Consider the following 24957-nt stretch of genomic DNA (forward strand, 5'->3'; position numbering starts at 1 on the left):
CATTAAAAATTGTTATCAATTTATAACAGCCATGTTACCCGTCTCAAAAGCAATGCCTCCCCCGTCTGCTATGCTTTTTTGTTAAGTCCATCATGATTTTTCCAGAAGTGTGAACTAACGCACTCGTCTAACGCTTTTATTTTCAAGGAGTCATGACTTATGAACCAACTTGACGGCATCAAACAATTCACTACCGTGGTTGCAGACAGCGGCGATATCGAGTCGATTCGGCACTACCAGCCTGAAGACGCAACCACCAACCCGTCGTTGCTGCTCAAAGCGGCAGGGCTTTCCCATTTTAGTCATCTGATTGATGACGCCATTGCCTATGGCAAACAGCGCGGCAAAACCCAGGAACAACAGGTTGCCGAAGCCAGTGACAAGCTGGCGGTTAATTTCGGTGCGGAAATTCTGAAAAGCATCCCGGGGCGCGTCTCCACCGAAGTCGACGCCCGCCTCTCTTTCGATAAAGAGAAGAGCATCAATAAAGCCCGCCGCCTCGTCGAACTCTACCAGGAGCAGGGGATCGACAAATCACGCATTCTGATTAAGCTCGCCTCCACCTGGGAAGGCATCCGCGCGGCGGAAGTGCTGGAAAAAGAGGGGATCCACTGCAACCTGACGCTGCTGTTCTCGTTTGCACAGGCGCGCGCCTGTGCCGAAGCGGGCGTATTCCTGATCTCACCGTTCGTCGGGCGCATCTACGACTGGTATCAGGCAAAACAGCCGATGGATCCGTACGTGGTAGAAGAAGACCCGGGCGTGAAGTCGGTACGTAATATCTACGACTATTACAAGCAGCACCGCTACGAAACCATCGTAATGGGGGCCAGCTTCCGCCGCACCGAGCAGATCCTGGCGCTGGCAGGGTGTGACCGCCTGACCATCTCCCCTGACCTGCTGAAAAAGCTGCAGGACAAAGAAGAGACGGTGATCCGTAAACTGGTGCCGACCTCCACCGTACTGCCCAAACCGAAAGCCATGACCGAAGCGGAATTCCGCTGGGAGCACAATCAGGACCCAATGGCCGTGGAAAAACTGGCGGACGGCATCCGCCAGTTCGCCGTCGACCAGCGCAAACTTGAAGATCTTCTCGCCGCCAAACTTTAACCTTGCCACGGAGTGAACTATGTCCCGTAAAGAGTTAGCCAATGCCATTCGCGCCCTCAGCATGGATGCCGTGCAAAAAGCCAATTCCGGCCACCCTGGCGCACCAATGGGCATGGCAGATATTGCCGAAGTGTTGTGGAATGACTTCCTGAAGCACAACCCTAACGACCCCACCTGGTACGATCGCGACCGTTTTATTCTCTCTAACGGCCACGCGTCGATGCTGCTCTACAGCCTGCTGCATTTGTCCGGCTACGATCTGCCGCTCGAAGAGCTGAAAAACTTCCGCCAGCTGCATTCGAAAACCCCCGGCCACCCGGAGATTGGTTATACGCCAGGGGTGGAAACCACCACCGGGCCGCTGGGACAGGGTTTAGCCAACGCCGTTGGGCTGGCCATCGCGGAACGCACGCTGGGTGCGCAGTTTAACCAGCCGGGGCATGACATCGTCGATCACTACACGTACGTCTTTATGGGTGACGGTTGTCTGATGGAGGGGATCTCCCATGAGGTCTGTTCGCTCGCGGGCACGCTGGGGCTGGGCAAGCTGATTGGCTTCTATGACCACAACGGCATCTCCATAGACGGGGAAACCGAGGGCTGGTTTACCGACGACACGGCAAAACGGTTTGAGGCCTACCACTGGCATGTGGTGCATGAAATTGACGGCCACGATCCCGAGGCGGTGAAAAAAGCGATTCAGGAAGCGCAAAGCGTGAAGGACAAACCGTCGCTGATTATTTGCCGCACGGTTATCGGCTTTGGTTCGCCGAACAAAGCAGGTAAAGAAGAGGCGCACGGTGCGGCGCTGGGTGATGAGGAAGTGGCGCTGACCCGGCAGAAACTGGGCTGGAAATATCCGCCGTTCGAAATTCCGAAAGAGATTTACCGCGCATGGGATGCCCGTGAAGAGGGTGAAAAGGCCCAGCACGCCTGGAACGAGAAATTTGCCGCCTACAAAAAGGCCTACCCGGAGCTGGCGGCCGAATTCACCCGCCGCATGAGCGGAGGGCTACCGGAGGGCTGGGAAGAGAAAACGCAGGCGCTGATTGAAAACCTGCAATCTAACCCGGCCAAAATCGCCACCCGTAAGGCATCGCAAAACACCCTGAATGCGATTGGCCCAATCCTGCCTGAACTGCTGGGCGGCTCGGCGGATCTGGCCCCCAGCAACCTGACCATCTGGTCTGGCTCGACATCGCTGAAAGAGGATATCGCCGGAAACTATATTCACTATGGCGTACGCGAGTTCGGCATGACCGCCATTGCCAACGGTATCGCTCATCACGGGGGATTTGTCCCCTACACCGCCACATTCCTGATGTTTGTGGAATACGCCCGTAACGCCGCACGCATGGCGGCTCTGATGAAAGCGCGGCAGATTATGGTTTACACCCATGACTCCATCGGGCTTGGGGAAGACGGGCCAACCCACCAGGCCGTTGAACAACTGGCGAGCCTGCGCCTGACGCCAAACTTCAGCACCTGGCGTCCGTGCGATCAGGTTGAGGCCGCGGTGGGCTGGAAGCTGGCAGTAGAGCGCCATAACGGACCGACGGCGCTGATCCTGTCACGTCAGAACCTGGCGCAGATTGAACGCACGCCGGAGCAGGTGAAAGACATTGCCCGCGGCGGTTACATTCTGAAGGACAGCGGCGGCAAGCCGGATGTGATCCTGATTGCCACCGGTTCCGAGGTGGAGATCACTGTCAAAGCGGCGGAGAAGTTGACTGCCGAAGGTCACGCGGTGCGCGTGGTTTCCCTGCCTTCAACCGACATCTTTGACGCGCAGGATGAGGCGTATCGTGAATCGGTCCTGCCATCCAGCGTGACGGCCCGCGTGGCAGTTGAGGCGGGCATTGCCGACTACTGGTACAAATATGTCGGGCTGAAAGGGGCCATTGTCGGCATGCGGGGATACGGTGAATCGGCGCCGGCCGACAAGCTGTTCCCGTATTTCGGTTTTACCGTTGAGAACGTCGTTGAGAAGGCGTTAAGCGTGCTTTAGTGCGGCCTGCGTGCCCGGTGACGCTACGCTTACCGGGCAAAACTAGCGTGTGATCCACAACGTGGGCCAGGCATCTGGCCCATTCCAGTTATCGCAGCTGGGCTCCTCGGCATAACGCACCAGACGGAAGCGCTGGCCGTCAAAGCGCCAGCGCGTCTGGATACCGCAGTCGGCAATCCCCCGCCCTAACGCCAGGGTGGTCAACTCACGCGTTTTCTCATCAAAGCGAGCGTTCATTAACTCCATTTCACTGCTGCCGCTGGACGGCGTAAACGGCAGACGCAGCCTGACGCTACGGGAAGAAAACGGTTTTTTACGTGATACCAGCCAGGCCAGATCGACGGTGTTATACGCCCCCGCTTCGCAACTGACGATCAGCAGCGCTTTGTCATCGGTAAGCGCAGTGACGCGCACTTCCCGACGGTTGGGGTCGAGCGAGCACTGGCTGTTATTCATCCGCCAGGTACCATAATCCAGCAGATCGTTCAGTTCGCTGTGGGAGAGCGGTGTCGGGGTGGGATTCACAACCGCCACCTTTTTCAGGGCCGGTGCGGGCGGCACGCTTAACGGCGGATCGTCACCTTTTTTAATCCAGGCGGTTTCACTGCCGACGCGCTTTTGCTGCGCATCGATAAACAACAGCGCCGCTTTCAGGCCACTGAGGGAGATCGCCTGCTTGCCATCACGCAGGGTTAGCGCTTTCCCTTCCTGGATATGCTTAAGAAATGCAGTGATGGTCGCAGCATCGTCCGTTTTCAGATGCCACGGCGTTAACTGCCAGTGCTGGCGCTCCAGCGTCACGGGCACCCCATCAAGCAGCAGGCGCGGCGCAATTGCAGGCTCTTTGACAGACGGGTCTGAAAGACCGCCGAGATCAATACGTAACGAGGCATCGGTTTTCGCGCCAGCGCTGCGGCTAAGCGTCATCACCAGACCACGGTGTTCACCGGTGTTGCGTGCCAGGCAAAAATTCTGGTTATTGCAGGTCACCTGCCAGTCTGAGAATGATTGCTGTGCAGGCGCAGCCCACACCCGCGGTGCGGGGAGCACACAAATCAGGAAAAAAATAAAAACGCAGTAGCGCATGAATGGCACAATCCCGGAACGAAAACGCTTAACTGGGCAGTATCTTCGTGTTCCCGCCGGGGTTGCTCAATCGGATTTATCGGATAGATTTATCCGAAAAACAAACTACATCCGTTCGAAAGAGGGATCCATCAGCCCGGTTGTTTGTAAATACTGCAGTAATATTACAGCTTTACCATCTTTAATTTCCCCGGAACGGATCATCGCCAGCGCCTGGACAAACGGTATCTCCAGCACCTCGATATCTTCATCTTCCACCCCACCGCCCTGATGGATACGATGCGCATCGCTGTATTCGGCAATAAAGAAATGGACGATTTCCGTCACGCCGCCGGGTGACATAAACAGTTCGAAAACTTTTTTAACCTCACCCACTTCAAAGCCCGTCTCCTCGATGGCTTCTTTGCGGATACACACTTCCGGCTCATCGTCATCCAGCAGACCTGCGCAGGTTTCAATCAGCCGTCCGTCCGGATTGCCATTGACCCACGTCGCCACCCTGAACTGGCGGATCAGCACCACGCTCTGCTTTTCACGGTTATAAAGCAGAATGGTTGCCCCATTGCCGCGGTCGTAAACCTCACGTTTGTGGCGGATCACGTCCCCGTTATTACGCGTTAAATCATAGGTGATGTTACGCAGGACAAAGTAATTATCAGAAAGGATTTTGTCTTTGATAACGTCAATTTTCAGGGTCATACGGGCTCCACGACACAATGAGTCTGCCTATATTACGCCGTGAACCCCGCTTTGTCGCCCACCCGATTTAATGCGTTTTTAACGCGCTGACGCCCAGCCAGTCGAGGATACCCTGCGCAGCATGTCGCCCTTCCGCCATGGCGGTGACCACTAAATCTGCGCCGCGTACGGCGTCACCGCCTGCGAAAATTTGCGGGTTAGAGGTCTGATAGCGATAGCGGCTCTCCACCGAGGCGATAATTCGTCCCCAGCTATCCGTCTCCACGCCCTGCGCCTGCAGCCACGGCATCTCGTGTGGATTGAAACCAAATGCCATGATCACCGCATCCGCAGGCATCACAAATTCGCTCCCCGCTATCGGTACCGGCCGACGACGGCCCTGAGCATCCGGTTCGCCGAGTTCGGTACGCAGCATGCGAATGCCGTTGACCTGTCCGTCAGGTGCCAGAGTTAACTCCACGGGCTGAACGTTAAACTCAAACGCGGCGCCCTCTTCCTTCGCATTCTTCACCTCTTTTTTCGAGCCCGGCATATTGGCTTCATCCCGGCGGTAGGCGCAGGTTACCTTCGCCGCACCGTGACGTAACGCGGTGCGGACACAGTCCATGGCGGTATCGCCCCCGCCGAGCACCACCACGTTCAGCCCCCGGGTATCGATAAATGGCTCTTTGGTTGTTGCCTCAAGCCCCATCACGTGGCGGGTGTTTGCCACCAGGAAAGGTAACGCGTCATAGACGCCGGGCGCATCTTCATGTGCGATACCCGCTTTCATGGAACGATAGGTTCCCACACCAATAAACAGTGCATCGTATTCGCGTTGCAGCTGTGACAGCGGCACATCCTGTCCGACGTCGCAGTTCAGAACGAACTGGATCCCCATGGCCGTGAATATCTCCCTGCGCCGTGCGAGCAGCGATTTATCGAGCTTAAAGGCCGGGATACCAAACGTCAGCAAGCCGCCAATCTCCGGGTGCCGGTCATAGACCGTGACGCTGACACCGCTGCGCGCCAGCACGTCGGCACAGGCAAGCCCCGCAGGCCCCGCGCCGATCACCGCCACACGTTTATCAACCGGCGTCACGCCGCTCAGATCCGGCTTCCAGCCCATCGCCAGCGCCTGGTCAGAGATATAGCGCTCGATGTTGCCAATGGTCACCGCGCCTGAGATATCACGCACGGTACAGGCGCCTTCACATAATCGGTCCTGCGGGCAGACGCGGCCGGTAATTTCAGGTAAACAGTTGGTCTGGTGTGAAAGCTCAACCGCCCCGGCGATATCCCCCGCTTTAACGCGTTCAATCCACTGGGGGATATGGTTGTGCAGCGGACAGGTCCATTCACAAATGCTGTGTTCGCCGCACTTCAGGCAGCGCGATGCCTCACGCGCGGCCTGCTCTGCCCGAAACGGCAGGTAGATCTCCTGAAAATGGCTGACGCGTGCACTCGCGGCGAGTTTATCCGGCTCCCCGCGTCGCGGTGTGTTTCTCATCTGCTCAAAGCGGGTGTGCGGCAGGTCTGGCCTTACCGCCTCGCCGTGCCAGGGCTGCGCCTCCTGACGGGCGGTGCGCTGGCGGCGGGTTTTCGCCAGGTTATTCAGTACGGCGGGCGTCGCCAGGGTAAGCACCTGTGCCGGACAATTTTCGATGCAGGCCGGGCCCTGTGGGCGCGTGTGGCAAAGATCGCATTTATGCGCCGAGGCTTTTACGTTGCCCTTGTCGAGAGGCGTAACAACGATCTCCATCGTGCCGAACGGACAGGCAACCACGCAGGCTTTACAGCCAATGCATTTTTGTTGATTCACCTGTACGCTGTCATCGCATTTGCTGATGGCCCCGTTAGGGCAGCTCTGCGCGCAGGGCGCATTTTCGCAATGGTGGCAGGTTACAGGCGTGCTCTTCGCGCCAGATTTCAGGACAGTGATGCGGGGATGAAAATGGCGTTCGCTCAGCACGTGTTGTTCATCGTTGTGCGCCATCACGCAGGCCACTTCGCAGGCACGGCACCCTATACACTGCTGGCTGTTGGCCATAATAAAACGATTCATAACGACACCTGTTTTTGGTTCAATAACCTTATTCTTTATAGGAATATTGTATTTACCCACGGCGGCGCTATCAGGCAATGTACAAATGCCCAGGAAGCCGAACTATCTCCAGTGAACCTGTGGCAGATCAATTTTTTTCAGGAAGCTGTTCTGTGACCGTTAAACGACCCGTTTCCGGAAGCCTGGCTCGGGCTTTCATTTCCATTATCGTGCTGTCCGTTCTGACCAGCACCGTCGCACTGTTCACGCTTGCCAGCAGCCAGCGGGATGCAGAAGCCATCAATATTGCCGGTTCCCTGCGAATGCAGAGCTACCGTCTGGGCTATGAGATGCAACGCAACAGCGATGCCCTGGCGGCGCATCGCGAGAGCTGGCAGCAGACGCTGAGCGCCCCTGCGCTACAGAAGCTGAGCCGCTGGTACGTGCCGGACGATGTTAAGGCGCGCTATCAGCAGCTGCATCTGGCATGGCAGGAGATGGACAACCACATCGCTCGCGGCGATATCGGGTGGTATCAGGCCCACATTGAAGACTTTGTCGGCCGGATTGACGCCTTTGTGCTCGCCCTTCAGCACTACACCGAACATAAAATCCGGGCGGTGATTCTGATCTCCCTGGCGGGCGGGATGGGCATCCTGATCCTGACGATCTTTACCCTGCGACGCATCCGCCGCCAGGTGGTGTTACCGCTGAATAATCTGGTGGCGGCCAGCGAGCGCATTGAGCGGGGGCAATTCGATACGCCTGCACCGGATACCGCGCTGCCAAACGAACTGGGCCAACTTTCCCGGGCGTTCAACCACATGTCTGCCGAGCTGCATACACTGTATCGCTCGCTTGAACACTCCGTAGCGGAAAAGACGCAGCATCTGAATGAGGCGCATCAGCAACTCGAGATGCTGTTTAAATGCTCTCAGGCACTGAATACCGGCCAGATAGACAGCCACTGTTTCCGGCATATTTTGCAGATAGTGCATGAGTACACGCAGATGAACTACCTGGAGTTGCGCACCAGCGACGACTGGCGGCTCAGTGAGGGTATCGAATCAAACGGGAGCCCTGTCCAAACGCTGCCCGTGCTGATGCAGGATACCCTGTACGGGGAATTACGCTGGCAAAGCGAGACGGGCCACGTTCCTCTGCCGCTGATGGAAAGCGTGGCGACAATGCTCGGACGCGGACTGTATTTCAACCAGGCGCAAAAGCACTACCAGCAGTTGCTGCTGATGGAAGAGCGCGCGACGATCGCCCGCGAGCTGCACGATTCCCTGGCGCAGGTACTGTCGTATTTACGTATTCAGCTGGCGCTGCTGAAACGCGCTATCCCGCAGGAGAATGCCCCGGCGCAGACCATTATCACCGACTTTTCCCGCGAGCTTAACAACGCCTGGCATCAATTGCGCGAGCTGCTTACCACCTTCCGCCTGACGCTTAACCACGCCAATCTGCCCGCGGCCCTACAGGAGTCACTGGACGGGTTACAGAGCCAGACGCAGGCAAAGCTGCACCTCGACTGCCGCCTCTCCTCGCTGGCGCTGGATGCCCAGAAACAGGTGCATTTGCTGCAGATCGTGCGTGAAGCGGTGTTGAATGCGATGAAGCACGCCCAGGCCAGCGAGATAACCGTCAGCTGCGTGACGTCTGCTGACGGCACCCACAGCGTCAGCATTCGCGATAACGGTATCGGGATTGGCGAAGCCAGCGAGCCACCGGGGCATTACGGGCTGAATATTATGCGCGAACGGGCGGCGAGACTTGGCGGAACGCTGCACTTTTCCCAGCCGCAAAACGGGGGGACGCTGGTGAGCGTGATCTTCCCGACAAACGGGGCCGGGAGGTAAATAACGGTAAAAGGTGAAGCGCAGAGAAAAGCGCATGATAATTTACACTATCTCCTTTATTTCTCCACGTTTGGTCTTCGTCTTGCCGCTAAAGTGATGCGGGCAATAAACAATAATGACGTGCAGCAAAACGAGGTCTCATTTTCATGGCGAATTTTTTTATCGATCGCCCCATTTTTGCCTGGGTACTTGCCATACTGTTATGTCTGACAGGTGTCCTGGCCATTACTTCACTTCCTGTTGAGCAATATCCCGACCTGGCACCACCAAACGTGCGCGTCACGGCAAACTACCCCGGAGCTTCAGCACAAACGCTGGAAAATACCGTCACGCAGGTTATCGAGCAGAACATGACGGGTCTGGATAACCTGATGTACATGTCCTCGCAGAGTAGCGCCACGGGCCAGGCGACCGTCACCCTGAGCTTTACCGCCGGTACGGATCCAGACGAAGCCGTACAGCAGGTGCAAAACCAGCTGCAGTCGGCGATGCGTAAACTGCCTCAGGCGGTGCAGAATCAGGGGGTTACCGTACGTAAAACCGGTGACACCAACATCCTGACTATTGCGTTTGTCTCTACCGACGGTTCCATGGATAAGCAGGACATTGCGGACTACGTCGCCAGTAATATTCAGGATCCCCTCAGCCGTATTAACGGCGTCGGTGATATCGATGCTTACGGCTCTCAGTATTCAATGCGTATCTGGCTTGATCCGAATAAGCTGAACAGCTTCCAGATGACGGCAACCGACGTGACGGATGCCATTAAATCCCAGAACGCCCAGATTGCGGTGGGACAACTGGGGGGAACGCCCTCTGTCGATAAACAAGCGTTGAATGCCACCATTAACTCACAGTCGCTGCTTCAGACCCCGGAGCAGTTTCGCAACATTACCCTGCGCGTAAATCAGGATGGTTCAGAGGTCCGCCTGGGCGATGTCGCCACGGTAGAAATGGGGGCAGAGAAATATGATTATCTCAGCCGCTTTAACGGTAACCCGGCCTCCGGTCTGGGGGTAAAACTGGCCTCCGGGGCCAATGAAATGGCCACCGCGCAGCTGGTGCTGGATCGTCTGGATGAGCTGTCGCACTATTTTCCCCACGGGCTGGAATATAAAGTCGCCTACGAAACCACCTCCTTCGTTAAAGCCTCTATTGAAGATGTGGTGAAAACGCTGCTGGAAGCGATCGCGCTGGTCTTCCTGGTCATGTACCTGTTCCTGCAAAACTTCCGCGCAACGCTGATCCCGACCATTGCCGTTCCGGTGGTGCTGCTGGGTACCTTCGCGGTGCTTTACGCGTTTGGTTACAGCATTAACACCCTGACGATGTTTGCAATGGTGCTGGCGATTGGCCTGCTTGTGGACGATGCCATCGTGGTGGTCGAAAACGTCGAGCGCATCATGAGCGAGGAAGGGCTTTCCCCGCGTCAGGCCACGCGTAAATCGATGGGACAAATTCAGGGGGCGTTAGTTGGCATCGCGATGGTGCTCTCGGCGGTCTTTATCCCGATGGCGTTTTTCGGCGGCACAACCGGCGCCATTTATCGTCAGTTTTCAATCACCATCGTCTCCGCAATGGTGCTCTCGGTGCTGGTGGCGTTGATCCTCACGCCTGCCCTCTGCGCCACCCTCCTCAAGCCGCTACATAAAGGGGAGCAGCACGGTCAGAAGGGCTTCTTTGGCTGGTTTAACCGCATGTTCAACCGCAGTGCTGCGCGTTATGAAACCGCCGTCGGCAAGGTGCTGCACCGCAGCCTGCGCTGGATGATGATTTATGTTGTGCTGCTGGGCGGTATGGTGTGGCTGTTCCTGCATCTGCCGACTTCGTTCCTGCCGCAGGAAGACCGGGGGATGTTCATCACTTCGGTGCAGCTCCCGAGCGGGTCAACGCAGCAGCAAACGCTGAAGGTAGTTCAGAAGGTGGAGCAGTACTTCTTTACCAAAGAGAAAGATAACGTGGTGTCGGTCTTCTCCACCGTCGGCTCCGGCCCGGGCGGGAACGGGCAGAACGTTGCACGTATGTTTGTGCGCCTGAAAGACTGGGACGCACGCGATACGAAAACGGGCACCTCGTTTGCCATTATCGAACGCGCGACCAAAGCCTTCTCCCGTATCAAAGAGGCTCGCGTTTTTGCCAGCAGCCCACCGGCTATCAGCGGTCTCGGCAGTTCTGCCGGGTTTGACATGGAGTTGCAGGACCATGCCGGTGCGGGCCACACGGCGCTGATGGCGGCACGCGACAAGCTGTTAGAGCTGGCCGGTAAAGATCCGGGTCTGACCCGCGTCCGTCACAACGGTCTGGATGACAGCCCACAGCTGCAGGTCGATATTGATCAGCGTAAGGCGCAGGCGCTGGGCGTTTCCATCGACGATATTAACGACACCCTGCAAACGGCGTGGGGTTCAAGCTATGTGAATGACTTTATGGATCGCGGTCGCGTTAAAAAAGTGTATGTGCAATCCGCCGCGCCATACCGCATGCTGCCGGACGATATTAACCGCTGGTATGTCCGCAACAATGCGGGCGGCATGGTGCCGTTCTCCGCCTTCGCCTCCTCGCACTGGGAGAGCGGTTCTCCGCGTCTGGAGCGCTATAACGGCTATTCCGCCGTTGAGATCGTCGGTGAAGCCGCGCCGGGCGTCAGCACCGGTACGGCGATGGACACCATGGAAAAGCTGGTGCAACAGCTGCCCGCTGGCTTTGGTCTGCAGTGGACGGCCATGTCTTATCAGGAGCGGCTCTCCGGGGCGCAGGCTCCCGCGCTTTACGCGCTTTCGCTGCTGGTGGTCTTCCTCTGTCTTGCGGCGCTGTATGAAAGCTGGTCAGTCCCGTTCTCGGTCATGCTGGTGGTGCCGCTTGGCGTGATCGGCGCGCTGCTCGCCACCTGGATGCGCGGTCTGGAGAACGACGTTTACTTTCAGGTGGGGCTGCTCACCGTGATTGGGTTGTCGGCGAAAAACGCCATCCTGATTGTTGAGTTTGCCAATGAGATGAATGCGAAAGGCCATGAGCTGATGGCTTCCACGCTGCATGCCTGCCGTCAGCGCTTACGTCCAATCCTGATGACCTCGCTGGCGTTTGTCTTCGGGGTGTTACCAATGGCAACCAGCTCAGGTGCAGGCTCCAGCAGCCAGCATGCGGTAGGTACAGGCGTCATGGGAGGAATGATTTCAGCCACGATCCTGGCCATTTATTTTGTGCCGCTGTTCTTCGTGCTGGTGCGTCGCCGCTTCCCGCTCAGGGAACGGCCTGAATAAGATAGTGAAAATAAAAAAGGCGGCTCAGTAGGCCGCCTTTTTACTGTGTGATTAATTCACACTATGGTTATTTTACTTATTTAAGTGCTCTTGCAATTCTTACTGAATGTCATTTACGAAGCATGCCTTCGATAAAATCTTTCCAGTTCCCCAGTTCACGTTCAATCATAACAACCTCTCTTATTATTATGCGCATTCTACGAAAACGTATCATCATTGTGAAGACAATTTAACCGATTGCTGTGATTGTACCCCGTCTGCGCGCTGGATTTATGATAAATATGAACGGAGAACCTTAAATTTTGTGTGACGGCCAGCAATATTTTGAAATAACCCTACGCACGGGTGAGTTTTATTTTACCCGCTGAGTTTACAGGCAATTTATACCTGATGGACATCTATGCTTAAATGATGAAAGAATATTCAGCGTACAGGTGTGAGTTGAATTAAAAAGAGGTGTTAATCCAGAGCGTTTCTGAATGTGCTATATTCCGTTTAAGGATATATCTTCGAATTTACTGAACATTTAATGGTCATAAGAACAAAAGGATTCAACATGGTTGTCATGTACGGCATTAAAAATTGTGACACGATCAAAAAAGCCCGTCGCTGGCTCGAAGCTAACAACGTCGAGTACCGCTTCCACGATTACCGTGCCGATGGGCTTGATGCAGAATTTCTGCATACCGCCATTAACGAACTGGGGTGGGACGCGCTGCTGAACACCCGCGGCACGACCTGGCGCAAGCTGGACGAATCACTGCGTGCCAGCATCAAGGATGCCAACAGCGCAGCAAATCTGATGCTTGAAATGCCAGCAATCATCAAACGCCCATTGCTCTGCGCGCCCGGGCAGCCTATGCTGCTGGGTTTCAGTGAAACCCTTTATTCCGACTTTTTTCGTTGAGGTGTAGTTTATGTCATGCCCGGTCATTGAGCTGACTCAGCAGCTTATTCGCCGTCCTTCCCTTAGCCCGGACGACGCAGGTTGTCAGGCATTAATGATTGAGCGCCTGCGTGCCATCGGTTTTACCGTGGAGCGGATGGATTTTGGCGACACCCAGAATTTCTGGGCGTGGCGTGGCCAGGGCGAAACGCTGGCCTTTGCCGGGCATACCGACGTGGTTCCCGCAGGTGATGCGGACCGCTGGATCAACCCTCCGTTTGAACCAACCATCCGCGATGGCATGCTGTTTGGCCGCGGCGCCGCAGACATGAAAGGCTCCCTGGCGGCAATGGTTGTGGCGGCTGAGCGCTTTGTCGCCCAGCACCCGAACCATAAAAACCGTCTCGCGTTTCTCATTACCTCTGATGAAGAAGCCAGCGCCCATAACGGCACAGTCAAGGTAGTTGAGGCCCTGATGGCCCGCAACGAGCGTCTGGACTACTGTCTGGTCGGCGAGCCGTCCAGCACCGAGGTGGTGGGCGATGTGGTGAAAAATGGCCGCCGCGGTTCGTTAACCTGTAACCTGACCATTCACGGCGTACAGGGACACGTGGCGTACCCACATCTGGCCGATAACCCAGTTCACCGCGCAGCGCCAATGCTGAGTGAACTGGTGAGCATTGAGTGGGACAAAGGCAATGAGTTCTTCCCGCCAACCAGCATGCAGATTGCGAACGTGAAGGCCGGAACCGGCAGCAACAACGTGATCCCGGGCGATTGTTTCGTTCAGTTTAACTTCCGTTTCAGCACGGAGCTGACCGATGAGATGATCAAAGCGCGCGTTATCGCCCTGCTGGAAAAATATCAGCTGCGTTACACCGTGGACTGGTGGCTTTCCGGCCAGCCATTCCTGACACAGCGTGGCAAACTGGTGGATGCGGTGGTGAACGCCATCGAGCACTATAATGAAATTAAGCCACAACTGCTGACGACGGGTGGCACTTCAGACGGACGCTTTATCGCCCGCATGGGAGCTCAGGTTGTCGAACTGGGGCCAGTGAACGCGACCATTCATAAAATCAATGAGTGTGTAAATGCCGCGGATTTACAACTGCTGGCCCGTATGTATCAACGTATTATGGAGCAAATCGTCGCCTGACGAGCGCTCTGAGAGGAATAGCGAATGGATTGGCTTGCAAAGTACTGGTGGATTCTGGTGTTAGTGTTTCTGGTAGGCGTATTGCTTAACGTGATTAAAGATCTTAAGCGCGTTGACCATAAAAAATTCCTCGCCAACAAGCCGGATCTTCCGCCTCATCGTGATTTTAACGACAAGTGGGACGACGACGACGACTGGCCAAAGAAAGACCAGAAGAAGTAATCCCCTCACCCCCAGCCCCTCTCCCCAGAGGGGCGAGGGGTGCCATGTTCCCTCTCCCCTCTGGGGAGAGGGTTAGGGTGAGGGGAAATAATCACATAAACTCAACAATATCATCATCGTCCGGCTTACCGCCGCTGAGCGCTTCATCAAAGTAGTGCTTCGGTACGGTATAGCGCAGATGGTCGAGCGCAAACTGCATGCTGCGATCGTCAATCGCATGGCCCAGATCGTCAACGATATCCAGCGTCACATCCCCGCCTTCCCGGATCAGGGCTTCCTGCGCAGCTACGGCATGCGAAAGCTCAATCACCCGGTCTTCGCCACCGTGGATCAAGTGGATCGTTGTCTGCGTGGTCGCGCTCGTCGGTAGCGTCGCGAAACGGCCGTTAAAGGCAATCACGCGCGAAGCCAGACCCGGCTCTGCTTTCACGCTCTCCAGCGACATAATTGACCCCTGTGAAAAGCCAATCAGCGCGGTCGCGTCGGCACCGACGCCGCTCTGCTGCTGCCAGTAACGCACGGTTTCGATAAAGACCGGCATAATGGCATCAATACGTGCCTGACGGTTCTCTTCCGTCACGCCCTGAACGGAGAACCACTGCCGTCCGTCAGGGCCACACGGCTCCACGCCGCCGATGCTGACAATCAGCGCCTCAGGAAAAACAGGTGCAAACCAGCGACCAATCTCTCCCATATTGACGGCGTTATCGCCAACGCCATGAAACAGCAGCAGTAACTGTTTAGCCGGTTTGTCGGGGCTTTGAACAACAAAATGATCGTGTTTCATGGCGGTCTCCTTAATTGATGACCTGGATTCTACGCTTTGCGGGGGGAATGACCATGCCACTTTACTGAAGAAGTCATTGAAAAAATTGCCATTGCAAAATGTCGCTTTTGAGCTGCTGACTGCGCGCTTTATCAAGACATTCAAGGGCCTGCGCCGTTTCAGCGCGTAATCTTGCCAGCACCGCTTTTCGCCCGGTGAGCGACAGTTCATCACTGAGCGCAGCGTCCTCTCTTCGTGCCTCAATTTTACCGCGCAGGGCCGGAAGCGGCAGATCCACGGCGAGCAGCAAACGCGTCAATGCGGCAACGGACGTAGCAAAGGGCCGGTGTGCAAAGGCAAAGCCTGCCAGCTCCAGCCAGTCGTCACTATTAAGGGTAGCTTCCCACTCATCTGCCACCGGGATCTTTTCGCCATTCCACAATGATAAGACACGCGCATCGCGATGCAGGCGCAGCCGGGCCTGTTCACACAGACGATGCCCCGCCTCACTTTGCGGCAATAATGCCATTGCGGTATAGCAGCCGCTGCTGGCTTCGCGGTGGCTGCCTATCCGTACCAGCTCAAAGCCGCACTGCTGCCAGAAATGCCACAGCGCGTTGGTAAAGCCAAAGCTCACCGAGAGATAATCCTCCCCGCAGGCCTCGCGGATGAGCGCCCGGCCGATCCCTTCCCGTTGCCGGTGAGGGTGAACAGCGATGCGCGTGATCCGTCGACCTTTCAGCGTTGCTGCCAGAGGCGTGCCGCCATGCGCGGCCAGAGACTGCGCGACAAGGTTGCCGCGAGGTCGACGAAAACCCGCCCATACTGCGCGACTTAGCGCCGGGCTTAACCCGCCTTCGTCTACCAGCCACAGCGCGCCCGCAATGACCGGGTCCGTTTGCGCGACGGCAACGTGCTGACCGGGGGCGTCCATCATACGGCGCAGATCCAGCGGCGAGGTACGGTAATGAGCCGCACAAAGCAGCTCGTAGACACTCGCGGCGAGTGCAGGCGTGTGCTCCCATGCGTCGGGGGCCAGAGAGGTCAGTTGCACCTCTCCTTTCGGCTGCTGGTCGATGAGCGTGTCGTCAAACAGCAGTGCGCTGGCGACTACCCGCTCAAGCGGACATCCCGCAGCCCAGCGAACGGGGGTGGATAAGGTATAACGCTGCAAGGCGCTGAACTGCGCGCAGAATTTAAGCAAAAACCCTCTTCCGGTTCCTTCATATCCTTGTACCGTCGTGGTTAACAGTACCCGTGGAAAGCGCGCAACCAGCTTCTCCAGCACAGGGCCGGGTATGGCCGCCGCCTCATCGACAATCAGCCAGTCGGCATGGTGTGAGGAGGCCAGCAGCGCATCCGGTGCCATAAAGTGAAAATGTTCACCCGCAAACCGTGCGATGACCTCCGTTGCTCCCTTTGCCGGTGCGGTGACAACTGCTCTGCCCTCAATGCTGTTCAGCAGCATGCCGGCAAGCGCCGATTTTCCCCGCCCGCGCGGGGCGGTAACGGCCGCAATGCCTTTCGGCATTGCACGAAGTGCCTGCAGGATCTCCGCCTGCTCGCGCTGGGGTGCACCGTTAGCGGGTTGCCAGTCAGGGGCATCAGGAAACGGAGGAAGGGTTAACGGCTGGTTTTGCTGCCAGACGATTGCATCGGGGTCGCGGGTAATCGTCTGACAAAAGTGGCGAATGAAATTCGGCGTGGGAATGGGTTCCGCGCTGTCGCTCCAGCGCAGGGAATCACTGTCGGGCGTGTCTGCCCACACCGCAAGCGGGGGAGCCAACAGCACCAGCAGGCTCCCGGCACGCAGCGTTCCGCTCAGGGCGGCAAAGGCTGAGACATCAAACCCGACGCGGGCATCAAAAACAGCATGCCGGAACTCGCGCCCCAGCAGCCCGCTTATCTCCCGGGAAGGGTTTTCATCCAGCCACACCCAATCCCCGGAAAGCGTATCACGCAGCGCCCCGGCCTGCGCCAGGGACCACTGCGCATCACCGCTGAGCACCACCAGCCGACGCTGGCCGGTGCGCTCAAGCTGGCTAATCAGTTGGTCAAACGCCACCATTACATGGCTTTACCGAAGGTATTGCACTGCGCCGGGTCACCGCTGTCAAAACCGCGTTTAAACCAGGTGTAACGTTGTTCTGACGTCCCGTGAGTGAAGCTGTCCGGCACAACCCGGCCCTGGCTCTGCTGCTGGAGACGGTCGTCACCAATGGCTTCTGCGGCATTTAACGCCTCTTCCAGGTCGCCAGATTCCAGCACGCCCTGCTTCTGCATGCTGTTACCCCAGACGCCCGCGAAGCAGTCCGCCTGCAGCTCCATACGCACGGAAAGGCGATTGACCTCCGCCTGCGAGGCGTTTTGCTGAAGCTGACGAACCTTAGGCTCAATGCCCAGCAATTTTTGCACGTGATGCCCCACTTCATGCGCAATCACGTAGCCCTGAGCAAAATCACCGTCGGCACCGAGTTTGCGTTTCATGTCATCATAAAAAGAGAGATCGATATAGACGGTGCTGTCTGCCGGACAGTAGAACGGCCCCATCACCGACTGTCCGGTGCCGCAGCCGGTGCGGGTCGCACCACGGTACATCACCAGCTTCGGCTGTTGGTAGCTGCGCCCCATTTTCTCAAACTGCTGGCTCCACGTGTCTTCAGTGGTCGCGAGAATAACGGAGGTAAATTTGGCCGCTTCATCTTCATTTGGGTTGATGGAGCGCTGAGATTGCTGCTGTTGCTGCAGCGGCTGACCGGTCATTACCCCGGTGAGATCGACCCCGTAGTAACCCGCAACCAGCACCACAATCAGCAGAATGATTCCGCCTTTTCCACTGGGTAAACGGAAGCCGGGGCCACCCATGGAAGGGCCGCCACCGCTATCACCACGTCTGTCTTCTACATTGTCACTTTCACGACGCCCTTGCCAGCGCATAACTACCTCGAACTATTCCATTAATAATAGCTATGATCGTAGGCGGTTAACGGCAAGATTACCATAGGAAACAAAGGTAAGACGCCAAAGGATATGAACATCCTTTGGCGATGAGGGAGTTAGTCGAGCTTAACGCCTAAACGGTGAGCCACTGCTTCGTACGCTTCAATCAGGCCACCCAGGCTCTGACGGAAACGGTCTTTATCCATTTTATCCAGCGTTTCTTTGTCCCACAGACGGCTGCCGTCCGGTGAGAACTCGTCGCCGAGTACCACTTCGCCTTTGAACAGACCGAACTCCAGCTTAAAGTCGACGAGGATCAGGCCAGCATCATCAAACAGTTTTTTCAGCACGTCGTTGGCTTTGTAGGTCAGCTCTTTCATGCGCGCCAGGTTCTCTTTGTTCACCCAGCCGAAGGTTTCACAGTAGGAGTCATTGACCATCGGATCGTGCATGGCGTCGTTTTTCAGGAACAGATCGAACAGCGGTGGATTCAGCTCGATGCCTTCCTCAATGCCCAGACGCTTCACCAGGGAGCCCGCGGCACGGTTACGAATGACGCACTCAACCGGAACCATATCCAGTTTTTTCACCAGACATTCCGTATCGGACAGCAACGCTTCCATCTGAGTCGGGATACCCGCTTCGGCCAGTTTGGTCATAATGAAGTGGTTGAACTTGTTGTTCACCATGCCTTTACGATCGAACTGCTCAATGCGTGCGCCATCCCCTGCTGACGTATCATTGCGGAACTCGAGCACCAACAGATCCGGGTTTTCCGTGCTGTATACGGTCTTCGCTTTGCCACGATACAACTCAGCTTGCTTCTGCATCTTGATTACTCCTGGTGTGATGATTTGTGTTCAAAACTGGGCATATTATGCCACGCACACGTTTGCGTAGCACGAAAATAAAAAGGGCTGGATTCACCAGCCCTCGTATTTATTTGCTGAATGCAGCCTGGAAGACCGCGACCAGCGCATCGTTCTGCGACTGGGTCAGCGTGTGACCTTTCGGATCGATAAACTGCAGGCTACTGCGGTTATCAAGGTCGCCTACCTGAATCTTGTAGTCGCCGGAAGCGAGCTGTGGATCGCGTGCGCCCAGCTCCTGCCATGCGCTGTCGGACAGCGGCTTATACGTTGCGGTTATGCTACCGGTTGAACGCGTGCTGTCGGTCACCTTCATGCCCACTTTCTCCAGCGTCGCTGGCAGGCGCTGCCAGGTCTGGTTGAATGGCGCACGAACAACCAGCATTGGCAGGCCAGTATCATCCGCGCCGCTCTGGACATCAAACGTCATGCCGTTGCGGTTCTGTGAGGCGTTAGCCGCGTCTGTGGCGTTCTTATCCAGACCCGCCGCAATCACGTTCAGCATTTCAGTGCTGTAACGCTGCATAGAGGCAGCATCCGCCACCGGTTTGCCCGCCTGCTCCAGGTTCAACAGCTTAACGGTAACCGCCTGCTGATAGCCCTGCGGTTTAACGGAGACTTGATAACGACCACGGTACTGCTGGTCTTCATCCAGACGGTTCCACTCGATCCAGTCGGTGGTTAACGTCTGGCTGGCGTCATCGCGCTTGTCAATCGTGTAGTTCTTCGACTGAATGACGCTCACCACCTGTGGCCACAGCGTGCTGCCACGTGCGCTTTCCACCATCAGAGACGCGGTATCACCGGTAAACTGGGTGCGCGCCCCGCTCACCAGCGCCAGAGGCTGTGCTGGCGGACGAATATCAAGCGCTTTGCCCACCGGGCCGCTGCCGTTGGTCACGGGGATATTATAATCGCCGTTCTGAATCGGCAGGATCATGCCAGCCGGTGCATGAAGTTCAGCAAGCGGGGTCGCATCCAGATAGGATTCATCACCGCTCACCTGGCGCTTGTAGCGCGAGTCTGAACTACAGGCAGCGAGCAGCATAACAAGCGAAACACTCGCAACCTTCGCCAGGCGCGACTTCTGTACTGAATAAGCCATCAAATCTCCCTAAACTTTACAGCAAACCGGCATGCTTCAGCGCTGCAGTGACGATTTCACGACCGTGGTCGGTAATCGGTGTCATTGGCAGACGTAGCGTATCGGTTGCTACAAGTCCCAACTCCTTACATGCCCATTTCACCGGGATCGGATTGGGTTCGACAAATAATTTATTGTGCAACGGCATCAGACGTTTATTAATGAGACGGGCTTCATCAAAGTGACCTGCCGCCGCCAGCTTGCACATTTCCGCCATATCGCGGGCCGCAACGTTCGACGTTACGGAGATCACGCCATGACCACCGAGCTGCATGAAGTCCAGCGCGGTCGCATCGTCACCGCTCAACAGGATAAAGTCGTCTGAAACCAGCTCTTTGATCTGATGAACGCGGCTTAAGTTCCCTGTCGCCTCTTTAATCCCGATAATATTTTTTACTTTCGAGAGACGACCAACGGTTTCCGGCAGCATATCGCAGCCAGTACGGGACGGCACATTATACAGAATTTGTGGCAAGTCAGTATGTTCAGCGATGGCTTTGAAATGCTGGAACAAACCTTCCTGAGTAGGACGGTTGTAGTAAGGGGTGACCGTCAGACAGCCAACAACGCCGCTGTCGTTAAAACGTTGGGTCAGGCTGATCGCTTCTGCGGTTGCATTCGCGCCCGTTCCCGCGATGACCGGAATACGTCCGTCAGCCAGTTCGAGGGTCAACATCACCACATCGCCGTGCTCTTCGTGGCTCAGCGTTGCAGATTCACCGGTAGTCCCTACCGAAACGATCGCCGAGGTTCCATTGGCGACATGGTAATCAATCAGCTTCTTCATGCTTGACCGGCAGACATTACCTTTTTCATCCATCGGTGTTACAAGCGCGACAATACTTCCCGTGAACATGAGCCATCCTCTGTGCGAACAAGAGCCTCAATGGTACGTTTGGAACTGTAATAAAAGCAAGCGACCTGAGGCCCTCAGGCGGTTGTATGCATGTTTTTTTTATGCTTTCCTTAGGAAGACTTAACCAAGCAAAGGAAGAACAGGTTTGACAACCTCATCACAACATTACCTGGTTATCACTGCGCTGGGTGCTGACAGGCCGGGTATCGTGAACACCATTACCCGCCACGTGAGCAGCTGCGGCTGTAATATCGAGGACAGCCGTCTGGCGATGCTGGGCGAAGAGTTCACGTTTATTATGCTGCTGTCCGGGACATGGAACGCCATCACGCTTATCGAATCTACCCTGCCGCTGAAAGGCGCGGAGCTGGATTTGCTGATCGTGATGAAACGCACCAATGCGCGTCCGCGTCCGGCCATGCCTGCCACCGTCTGGGTACAGGTTGAAGTTCCTGATTCCCCTCATCTGATTGAGCGTTTTACCGCGCTGTTTGACAGCCATCAGATGAACATTGCCGAGCTGGTTTCCCGCACACAACCGGCTGATGAGAGTGCCGTTCCTACCCTCTTTATTCAAATCACCGCCCACAGTCCTGCATCACAGGATGCGTCAAATATCGAGCAAGCGTTCAAAGCCCTCTGTACAGAATTACACGCGCAAGGCAGTATAAGCGTCGTAAATTATTCGCAGCATGAACAGGATGGAGTTGAGTAATGAACCCACTGAAAGCCGGTGACATCGCACCGAAATTTAGCTTACCGGATCAGGATGGTGAGCAAGTAAATTTGACCGACTTCCAGGGACAGCGTGTTCTGGTCTATTTCTACCCGAAAGCCATGACCCCGGGCTGCACCGTGCAGGCCTGCGGCTTACGCGACAACATGGACGAGTTGAAAAAAGCCGGCGTGGAAGTGCTGGGCATCAGCACCGATAAGCCAGAAAAGCTGTCACGATTTGCTGAAAAAGAGCTGCTGAACTTCACGCTGCTTTCCGACGAAGATCATCAGGTCTGTGAGCAGTTCGGCGTCTGGGGCGAGAAGACGTTTATGGGCAAAACCTATGACGGCATTCACCGCATCAGCTTCCTGATTGACGCTGACGGTAAAGTGGAACATGTCTTTGACGACTTCAAAACCAGCAACCACCACGACGTGGTGCTGAACTGGCTGAAACAAAGTGCCTGAAAGTGAGTGTCGGGTGGCGGCTTCGCCTTACCCGACCTACAAGATAAATGCAAAACGGCAACCTGGTTGCCGTTTTTAGTGTTTTCCCCCTCTCCCCCCGTGAGAGAAGGGCATCAGGCCGCACAAAAACTACTTCTCTTCCACCGCTGGCACATCCGGCCATGCATGGACGACGGCTTTAATCAGCGTCGCCAGCGGAATAGCAAAGAACACGCCCCAGAATCCCCACAGCCCGCCGAAAATCACCACCGATAAGATAATCACCAGCGGATGCAGATTCACCGCTTCTGAGAACAGCACCGGCACCAGCAGATTGCCATCCAGGGCCTGAATAATCAGGTACACCGCGAAGCAACTCCAGAACTCGGTGCCCAGGCCAAACTGGAACAGCGCGACCCCAACAACAGGAATGGTGACCACAAATGCGCCAATATACGGAATAAGGACCGACAGCCCCACCAGCACCGCCAGCAGCAGCGAGTAGTTAAGCCCGAAGATCAGGAAGCCAATCCACGTCGCGACCCCAACCACAATCATCTCCAGCACCTTGCCGCGAATGTAGTTGGTGATCTGCTGATTCATCTCTTCCCACACCTGCCCGGCCAGCCCGCGATTACGCGGCAGAATACGCCGCACGGCGTTGAGCATCTGATCTTTGTCCTTCACCAGGAAGAACACCATCAACGGTACCAGCACCAGGTAGACGGCGAGCGTAAGGAGCCCAACCAGCGACGCCAGGGAGTATTTCACCACCGAATCGCCCATGGTCATGATGCGGGCGCGCATGTTTTCGGCCATCGCATCGATGATCCCCGCGTCCATCAGCGCCGGATAACGACGCGGCAGCGTGGCGGCAAAATCGGAAAGCTTATTTAACATGCCGGGCATATCGCGGATCAGGTTGATCCCCTGCTGCCAGGCGACGGGCATGACCACAAACGCCATCAACAGCAGAATGCCAACAAACAGCACCAGCACGATGCTGGTCGCCCAGCGTCGGGAGCAACCGATATTCTCCAGCCGCGCGGTTGGCCACTCCAGCAGATAGGCCAGCACAATCGCCACCAGCAGTGGCGCCAGAAGGCCGCTGAAGAAGAACAGAATACCGAACCCGGCAACCAGAATAACAAGCAAAGCAATGGCTTCCGGGTCGCTAAACCGGCGCCGGTACCACTGCATTAACATTTCGAGCATACAACCCTTCCCTGAATCGAATGACGGGAGTCAGAAGGTGAATTGTATCTAACTGTCACAAAAAAGACTTTCGCTTTTTGTATCGCTGTCACAATCCGCAAAAGCCTGATGAATGGGATTTTCTTCATGCCACAACACGGCTACACTCGCAGGGCAGTGGAGATGAACGATATGCGGGTTCATCGGTCAAATTAGCACATCCAAAATACAGGACAGTGGTTATGTTCAGGCAGTTGAAAAAAACAGTGGTTGCGACACTGATTGCCGCCGTAACGGTCGGTCAGGTGTTGCCAGCTTTCGCTGATTCGTCCGATTCATTGCCGGACATGGGCACCACAGCAGGAAGCACGCTCTCCATTGGTCAGGAGATGCAGATGGGTGATTACTATGTTCGCCAGCTGCGCGGCAGTGCTCCGCTGATCAATGACCCATTGCTGGTGCAGTACATTAATGGTCTGGGGATGCGCCTGGTCGCGCACGCCAACTCGGTAAAAACCCCCTTCCACTTCTATTTAATCAATAACGACGAAATCAACGCCTTCGCCTTTTTTGGCGGTAACGTGGTGCTGCATTCGGCGTTATTCCGTTATTCCGATAACGAAAGCCAGCTGGCGTCGGTCATGGCGCACGAAATTTCCCACGTGACCCAGCGCCATCTGGCCCGTGCGATGGAAGACCAGAAACGCAACGCGCCCCTGACCTGGGTGGGTGCGCTGGGCTCTATTTTGCTGGCGATGGCCAGCCCGCAGGCCGGGATGGCCGCATTAACCGGCACGCTGGCAGGCACGCGCCAGGGTATGATCAGTTTCACCCAGCAAAACGAACAGGAAGCGGACCGCATTGGCATCCAGGTGTTGCAGCGCTCGGGCTTTGACCCACAGGCCATGCCCAGCTTCCTGGAAAAACTGCTCGATCAGGCACGCTACTCGTCACGTCCACCCGAAATTCTGCTCACCCACCCGTTACCGGAAAGCCGTCTGTCCGATGCGCGTAACCGTGCCAATCAGATGCGTCCGGTGGTGGTGCAATCCTCACAGGATTTCTACATGGCGAAAGTGAGAACGCTGGGCATGTACAATTCCGGGCGCAACCAGCTCACCAGCGACCTGCTGGATGCCCTGGCAAAAGGCAACGTGCGCGAGAAGAAAGCGGCGCAATACGGCCGTGCCCTGCAGGCGATGGAAGCCAGCAAATACGACGAAGCGCGAAAAACGCTGCAACCGTTGCTGGCCGCCGACCCGAATAACCCGTGGTATCTCGATCTCTCCACGGATATCGATCTGGGGCAGAAGAGACCTGCCGATGCGATTAACCGCCTGAAAGGTGCCAAAGAGGTGCGGACCAACCCGGTGCTGCAGCTTAACCTGGCGAACGCTTATCTGCAGGGCGGCCAGCCGGGTGAAGCGGCCACCATTCTGAACCGCTACACCTTCGACAATAAAGACGATCAAAACGGCTGGGATCTGCTCGCTCAGGCAGAAGCCCAACTGGGCAACCGCGATCAGGAGCTGGCGGCACGCGCCGAAGGATTTGCCCTGGTGGGGCGTCTGGATCAGGCCATTTCGATGCTCAGCAGCGCCAGTTCACAGGTCAAACTTGGCAGCCTGCAACAAGCCCGTTACGATGCGCGTATCGATCAGCTGCGCGCGCTACAGCAGCGCTTCAAGCCGTACGAAAAGATGTAAAAA

21 protein-coding genes are annotated in these 24957 nt (G+C 56.2%); 10 read left to right on the top strand and 11 right to left on the bottom strand.

Going from position 1 to position 24957, the window contains the following annotated elements; translation table 11 throughout:
* Positions 1 to 159: 159 nt before the first annotated feature.
* Positions 160 to 1110, top strand: a complete 951-nt coding sequence (gene tal / locus ACQG19_RS17835) for a transaldolase (RefSeq protein ID WP_013098213.1) — start codon at positions 160 to 162, stop codon at positions 1108 to 1110.
* 19 nt (positions 1111 to 1129) lie between these two features.
* The gene (gene tkt / locus ACQG19_RS17840) at positions 1130 to 3118 is read left to right on the top strand and encodes a transketolase (protein WP_222168722.1); all 1989 of its coding nucleotides are present in this window, start codon (positions 1130 to 1132) and stop codon (positions 3116 to 3118) included.
* A gap of 42 nt (positions 3119 to 3160) precedes the next feature.
* Here the strand turns inward: tkt and ACQG19_RS17845 are convergent, their stop codons facing one another.
* The 3 genes from ACQG19_RS17845 to aegA all read right to left on the bottom strand — a co-directional run bounded on the left by ACQG19_RS17845 (position 3161) and on the right by aegA (position 6947).
* Complete coding sequence (locus ACQG19_RS17845; RefSeq protein ID WP_020689967.1) at positions 3161 to 4204, bottom strand: DUF1176 domain-containing protein; 1044 nt, start codon at positions 4202 to 4204, stop codon at positions 3161 to 3163.
* A 105-nt stretch (positions 4205 to 4309) separates the two neighbouring features.
* Positions 4310 to 4903 carry a GDP-mannose pyrophosphatase NudK gene (gene nudK / locus ACQG19_RS17850; RefSeq protein WP_023620399.1) on the bottom strand — a complete coding sequence of 198 codons (594 nt, stop codon included), beginning with the start codon at positions 4901 to 4903 and terminating at the stop codon, positions 4310 to 4312.
* A 67-nt stretch (positions 4904 to 4970) separates the two neighbouring features.
* On the bottom strand, positions 4971 to 6947 hold the full coding sequence (aegA, locus tag ACQG19_RS17855; RefSeq protein ID WP_281506464.1) for a formate-dependent uric acid utilization protein AegA: 1977 nt from the start codon (positions 6945 to 6947) through the stop codon (positions 4971 to 4973).
* Between the two features lie 152 nt (positions 6948 to 7099).
* Here aegA and narQ point away from each other — a divergent pair, with 152 nt between their 5' ends.
* Both narQ and acrD read left to right on the top strand, forming a co-directional pair.
* A complete protein-coding gene (narQ, locus tag ACQG19_RS17860; protein ID WP_058679511.1) occupies positions 7100 to 8788 on the top strand; it encodes a nitrate/nitrite two-component system sensor histidine kinase NarQ in 1689 nt (562 codons plus the stop codon).
* Between the two features lie 146 nt (positions 8789 to 8934).
* On the top strand, positions 8935 to 12048 hold the full coding sequence (gene acrD / locus ACQG19_RS17865) for a multidrug efflux RND transporter permease AcrD (RefSeq protein ID WP_246931975.1): 3114 nt from the start codon (positions 8935 to 8937) through the stop codon (positions 12046 to 12048).
* A 109-nt stretch (positions 12049 to 12157) separates the two neighbouring features.
* On the opposite strand, the gene ypfM is transcribed toward acrD, so the two are convergent.
* Entirely contained in the window at positions 12158 to 12217 is a 60-nt protein-coding gene (gene ypfM / locus ACQG19_RS17870) for a protein YpfM (RefSeq protein WP_015572204.1), read from the bottom strand.
* A gap of 387 nt (positions 12218 to 12604) precedes the next feature.
* Here ypfM and ACQG19_RS17875 point away from each other — a divergent pair, with 387 nt between their 5' ends.
* From ACQG19_RS17875 to ACQG19_RS17885, 3 genes are read left to right on the top strand one after another with little or no spacing between them, the layout of a single operon-like run.
* Positions 12605 to 12955: an ArsC family reductase gene (locus ACQG19_RS17875; protein WP_020689972.1), complete on the top strand. Its 351-nt coding sequence runs from the start codon at positions 12605 to 12607 to the stop codon at positions 12953 to 12955.
* A gap of 10 nt (positions 12956 to 12965) precedes the next feature.
* Entirely contained in the window at positions 12966 to 14093 is a 1128-nt protein-coding gene (dapE, locus tag ACQG19_RS17880) for a succinyl-diaminopimelate desuccinylase (RefSeq protein ID WP_013098221.1), read from the top strand.
* Between the two features lie 24 nt (positions 14094 to 14117).
* The gene (locus tag ACQG19_RS17885; protein ID WP_013098222.1) at positions 14118 to 14315 is read left to right on the top strand and encodes a YpfN family protein; all 198 of its coding nucleotides are present in this window, start codon (positions 14118 to 14120) and stop codon (positions 14313 to 14315) included.
* Between the two features lie 91 nt (positions 14316 to 14406).
* Here the strand turns inward: ACQG19_RS17885 and ypfH are convergent, their stop codons facing one another.
* From ypfH to dapA, 6 genes are all read right to left on the bottom strand, one after another.
* A complete protein-coding gene (gene ypfH / locus ACQG19_RS17890; protein WP_013098223.1) occupies positions 14407 to 15102 on the bottom strand; it encodes an esterase in 696 nt (231 codons plus the stop codon).
* 73 nt (positions 15103 to 15175) lie between these two features.
* Positions 15176 to 17149 carry a tRNA(Met) cytidine acetyltransferase TmcA gene (locus tag ACQG19_RS17895; protein WP_246931977.1) on the bottom strand — a complete coding sequence of 658 codons (1974 nt, stop codon included), beginning with the start codon at positions 17147 to 17149 and terminating at the stop codon, positions 15176 to 15178.
* Positions 17149 to 18018 (bottom strand): KPN_02809 family neutral zinc metallopeptidase, encoded by an 870-nt coding sequence (gene ypfJ / locus ACQG19_RS17900; RefSeq protein ID WP_102752252.1) that lies wholly within the window; start codon positions 18016 to 18018, stop codon positions 17149 to 17151. Before ypfJ ends, ACQG19_RS17895 begins: the two co-directional genes overlap by 1 nt.
* 119 nt (positions 18019 to 18137) lie before the next feature.
* Positions 18138 to 18851, bottom strand: a complete 714-nt coding sequence (gene purC / locus ACQG19_RS17905) for a phosphoribosylaminoimidazolesuccinocarboxamide synthase (protein WP_008501631.1) — start codon at positions 18849 to 18851, stop codon at positions 18138 to 18140.
* A gap of 109 nt (positions 18852 to 18960) precedes the next feature.
* Entirely contained in the window at positions 18961 to 19995 is a 1035-nt protein-coding gene (gene bamC, locus ACQG19_RS17910; protein ID WP_013098226.1) for an outer membrane protein assembly factor BamC, read from the bottom strand.
* A gap of 16 nt (positions 19996 to 20011) precedes the next feature.
* A complete protein-coding gene (dapA, locus tag ACQG19_RS17915; RefSeq protein WP_013098227.1) occupies positions 20012 to 20890 on the bottom strand; it encodes a 4-hydroxy-tetrahydrodipicolinate synthase in 879 nt (292 codons plus the stop codon).
* A gap of 145 nt (positions 20891 to 21035) precedes the next feature.
* Between dapA and ACQG19_RS17920 the strand changes: the two genes are divergently transcribed.
* Positions 21036 to 21605, top strand: coding sequence for a glycine cleavage system transcriptional repressor (locus ACQG19_RS17920; RefSeq protein WP_013098228.1), 570 nt, complete (start codon positions 21036 to 21038; stop codon positions 21603 to 21605).
* Positions 21605 to 22075, top strand: coding sequence for a thioredoxin-dependent thiol peroxidase (gene bcp / locus ACQG19_RS17925; RefSeq protein ID WP_013098229.1), 471 nt, complete (start codon positions 21605 to 21607; stop codon positions 22073 to 22075). The genes ACQG19_RS17920 and bcp overlap by 1 nt, the downstream gene beginning before the upstream one ends.
* Before the next feature lie 129 nt (positions 22076 to 22204).
* Here bcp and ACQG19_RS17930 read toward each other — a convergent pair whose 3' ends face one another.
* Entirely contained in the window at positions 22205 to 23269 is a 1065-nt protein-coding gene (locus tag ACQG19_RS17930; RefSeq protein WP_013098230.1) for an AI-2E family transporter, read from the bottom strand.
* A gap of 221 nt (positions 23270 to 23490) precedes the next feature.
* Between ACQG19_RS17930 and bepA the strand changes: the two genes are divergently transcribed.
* Positions 23491 to 24954: a beta-barrel assembly-enhancing protease gene (bepA, locus tag ACQG19_RS17935; RefSeq protein ID WP_222168718.1), complete on the top strand. Its 1464-nt coding sequence runs from the start codon at positions 23491 to 23493 to the stop codon at positions 24952 to 24954.
* Positions 24955 to 24957: the final 3 nt, after the last annotated feature.

The sequence above is a fragment of the Enterobacter cloacae complex sp. 277I4 genome, from assembly GCF_050031465.1.
Classification (GTDB): Bacteria; Pseudomonadota; Gammaproteobacteria; order Enterobacterales; family Enterobacteriaceae; genus Enterobacter; species Enterobacter cloacae.

Bases quoted from the DNA above. Each gene is read 5' to 3' on its own strand.
- ACQG19_RS17930 (WP_013098230.1), bottom strand. From the start codon at position 23,269: ATGCTCGAAATGTTAATGCAGTGGTACCGGCGCCGGTTTAGCGACCCG.
- ACQG19_RS17895 (WP_246931977.1), bottom strand. From the start codon at position 17,149: ATGGTGGCGTTTGACCAACTGATTAGCCAGCTTGAGCGCACCGGCCAG.
- tal (WP_013098213.1), top strand. From the start codon at position 160: ATGAACCAACTTGACGGCATCAAACAATTCACTACCGTGGTTGCAGAC.
- ypfH (WP_013098223.1), bottom strand. From the start codon at position 15,102: ATGAAACACGATCATTTTGTTGTTCAAAGCCCCGACAAACCGGCTAAA.
- bcp (WP_013098229.1), top strand. From the start codon at position 21,605: ATGAACCCACTGAAAGCCGGTGACATCGCACCGAAATTTAGCTTACCG.
- ACQG19_RS17845 (WP_020689967.1), bottom strand. From the start codon at position 4,204: ATGCGCTACTGCGTTTTTATTTTTTTCCTGATTTGTGTGCTCCCCGCA.
- acrD (WP_246931975.1), top strand. From the start codon at position 8,935: ATGGCGAATTTTTTTATCGATCGCCCCATTTTTGCCTGGGTACTTGCC.
- tkt (WP_222168722.1), top strand. From the start codon at position 1,130: ATGTCCCGTAAAGAGTTAGCCAATGCCATTCGCGCCCTCAGCATGGAT.
- ypfJ (WP_102752252.1), bottom strand. From the start codon at position 18,018: ATGCGCTGGCAAGGGCGTCGTGAAAGTGACAATGTAGAAGACAGACGT.
- bamC (WP_013098226.1), bottom strand. From the start codon at position 19,995: ATGGCTTATTCAGTACAGAAGTCGCGCCTGGCGAAGGTTGCGAGTGTT.
- ACQG19_RS17885 (WP_013098222.1), top strand. From the start codon at position 14,118: ATGGATTGGCTTGCAAAGTACTGGTGGATTCTGGTGTTAGTGTTTCTG.
- aegA (WP_281506464.1), bottom strand. From the start codon at position 6,947: ATGAATCGTTTTATTATGGCCAACAGCCAGCAGTGTATAGGGTGCCGT.
- dapA (WP_013098227.1), bottom strand. From the start codon at position 20,890: ATGTTCACGGGAAGTATTGTCGCGCTTGTAACACCGATGGATGAAAAA.
- ACQG19_RS17875 (WP_020689972.1), top strand. From the start codon at position 12,605: ATGGTTGTCATGTACGGCATTAAAAATTGTGACACGATCAAAAAAGCC.
- nudK (WP_023620399.1), bottom strand. From the start codon at position 4,903: ATGACCCTGAAAATTGACGTTATCAAAGACAAAATCCTTTCTGATAAT.
- purC (WP_008501631.1), bottom strand. From the start codon at position 18,851: ATGCAGAAGCAAGCTGAGTTGTATCGTGGCAAAGCGAAGACCGTATAC.
- bepA (WP_222168718.1), top strand. From the start codon at position 23,491: ATGTTCAGGCAGTTGAAAAAAACAGTGGTTGCGACACTGATTGCCGCC.
- dapE (WP_013098221.1), top strand. From the start codon at position 12,966: ATGTCATGCCCGGTCATTGAGCTGACTCAGCAGCTTATTCGCCGTCCT.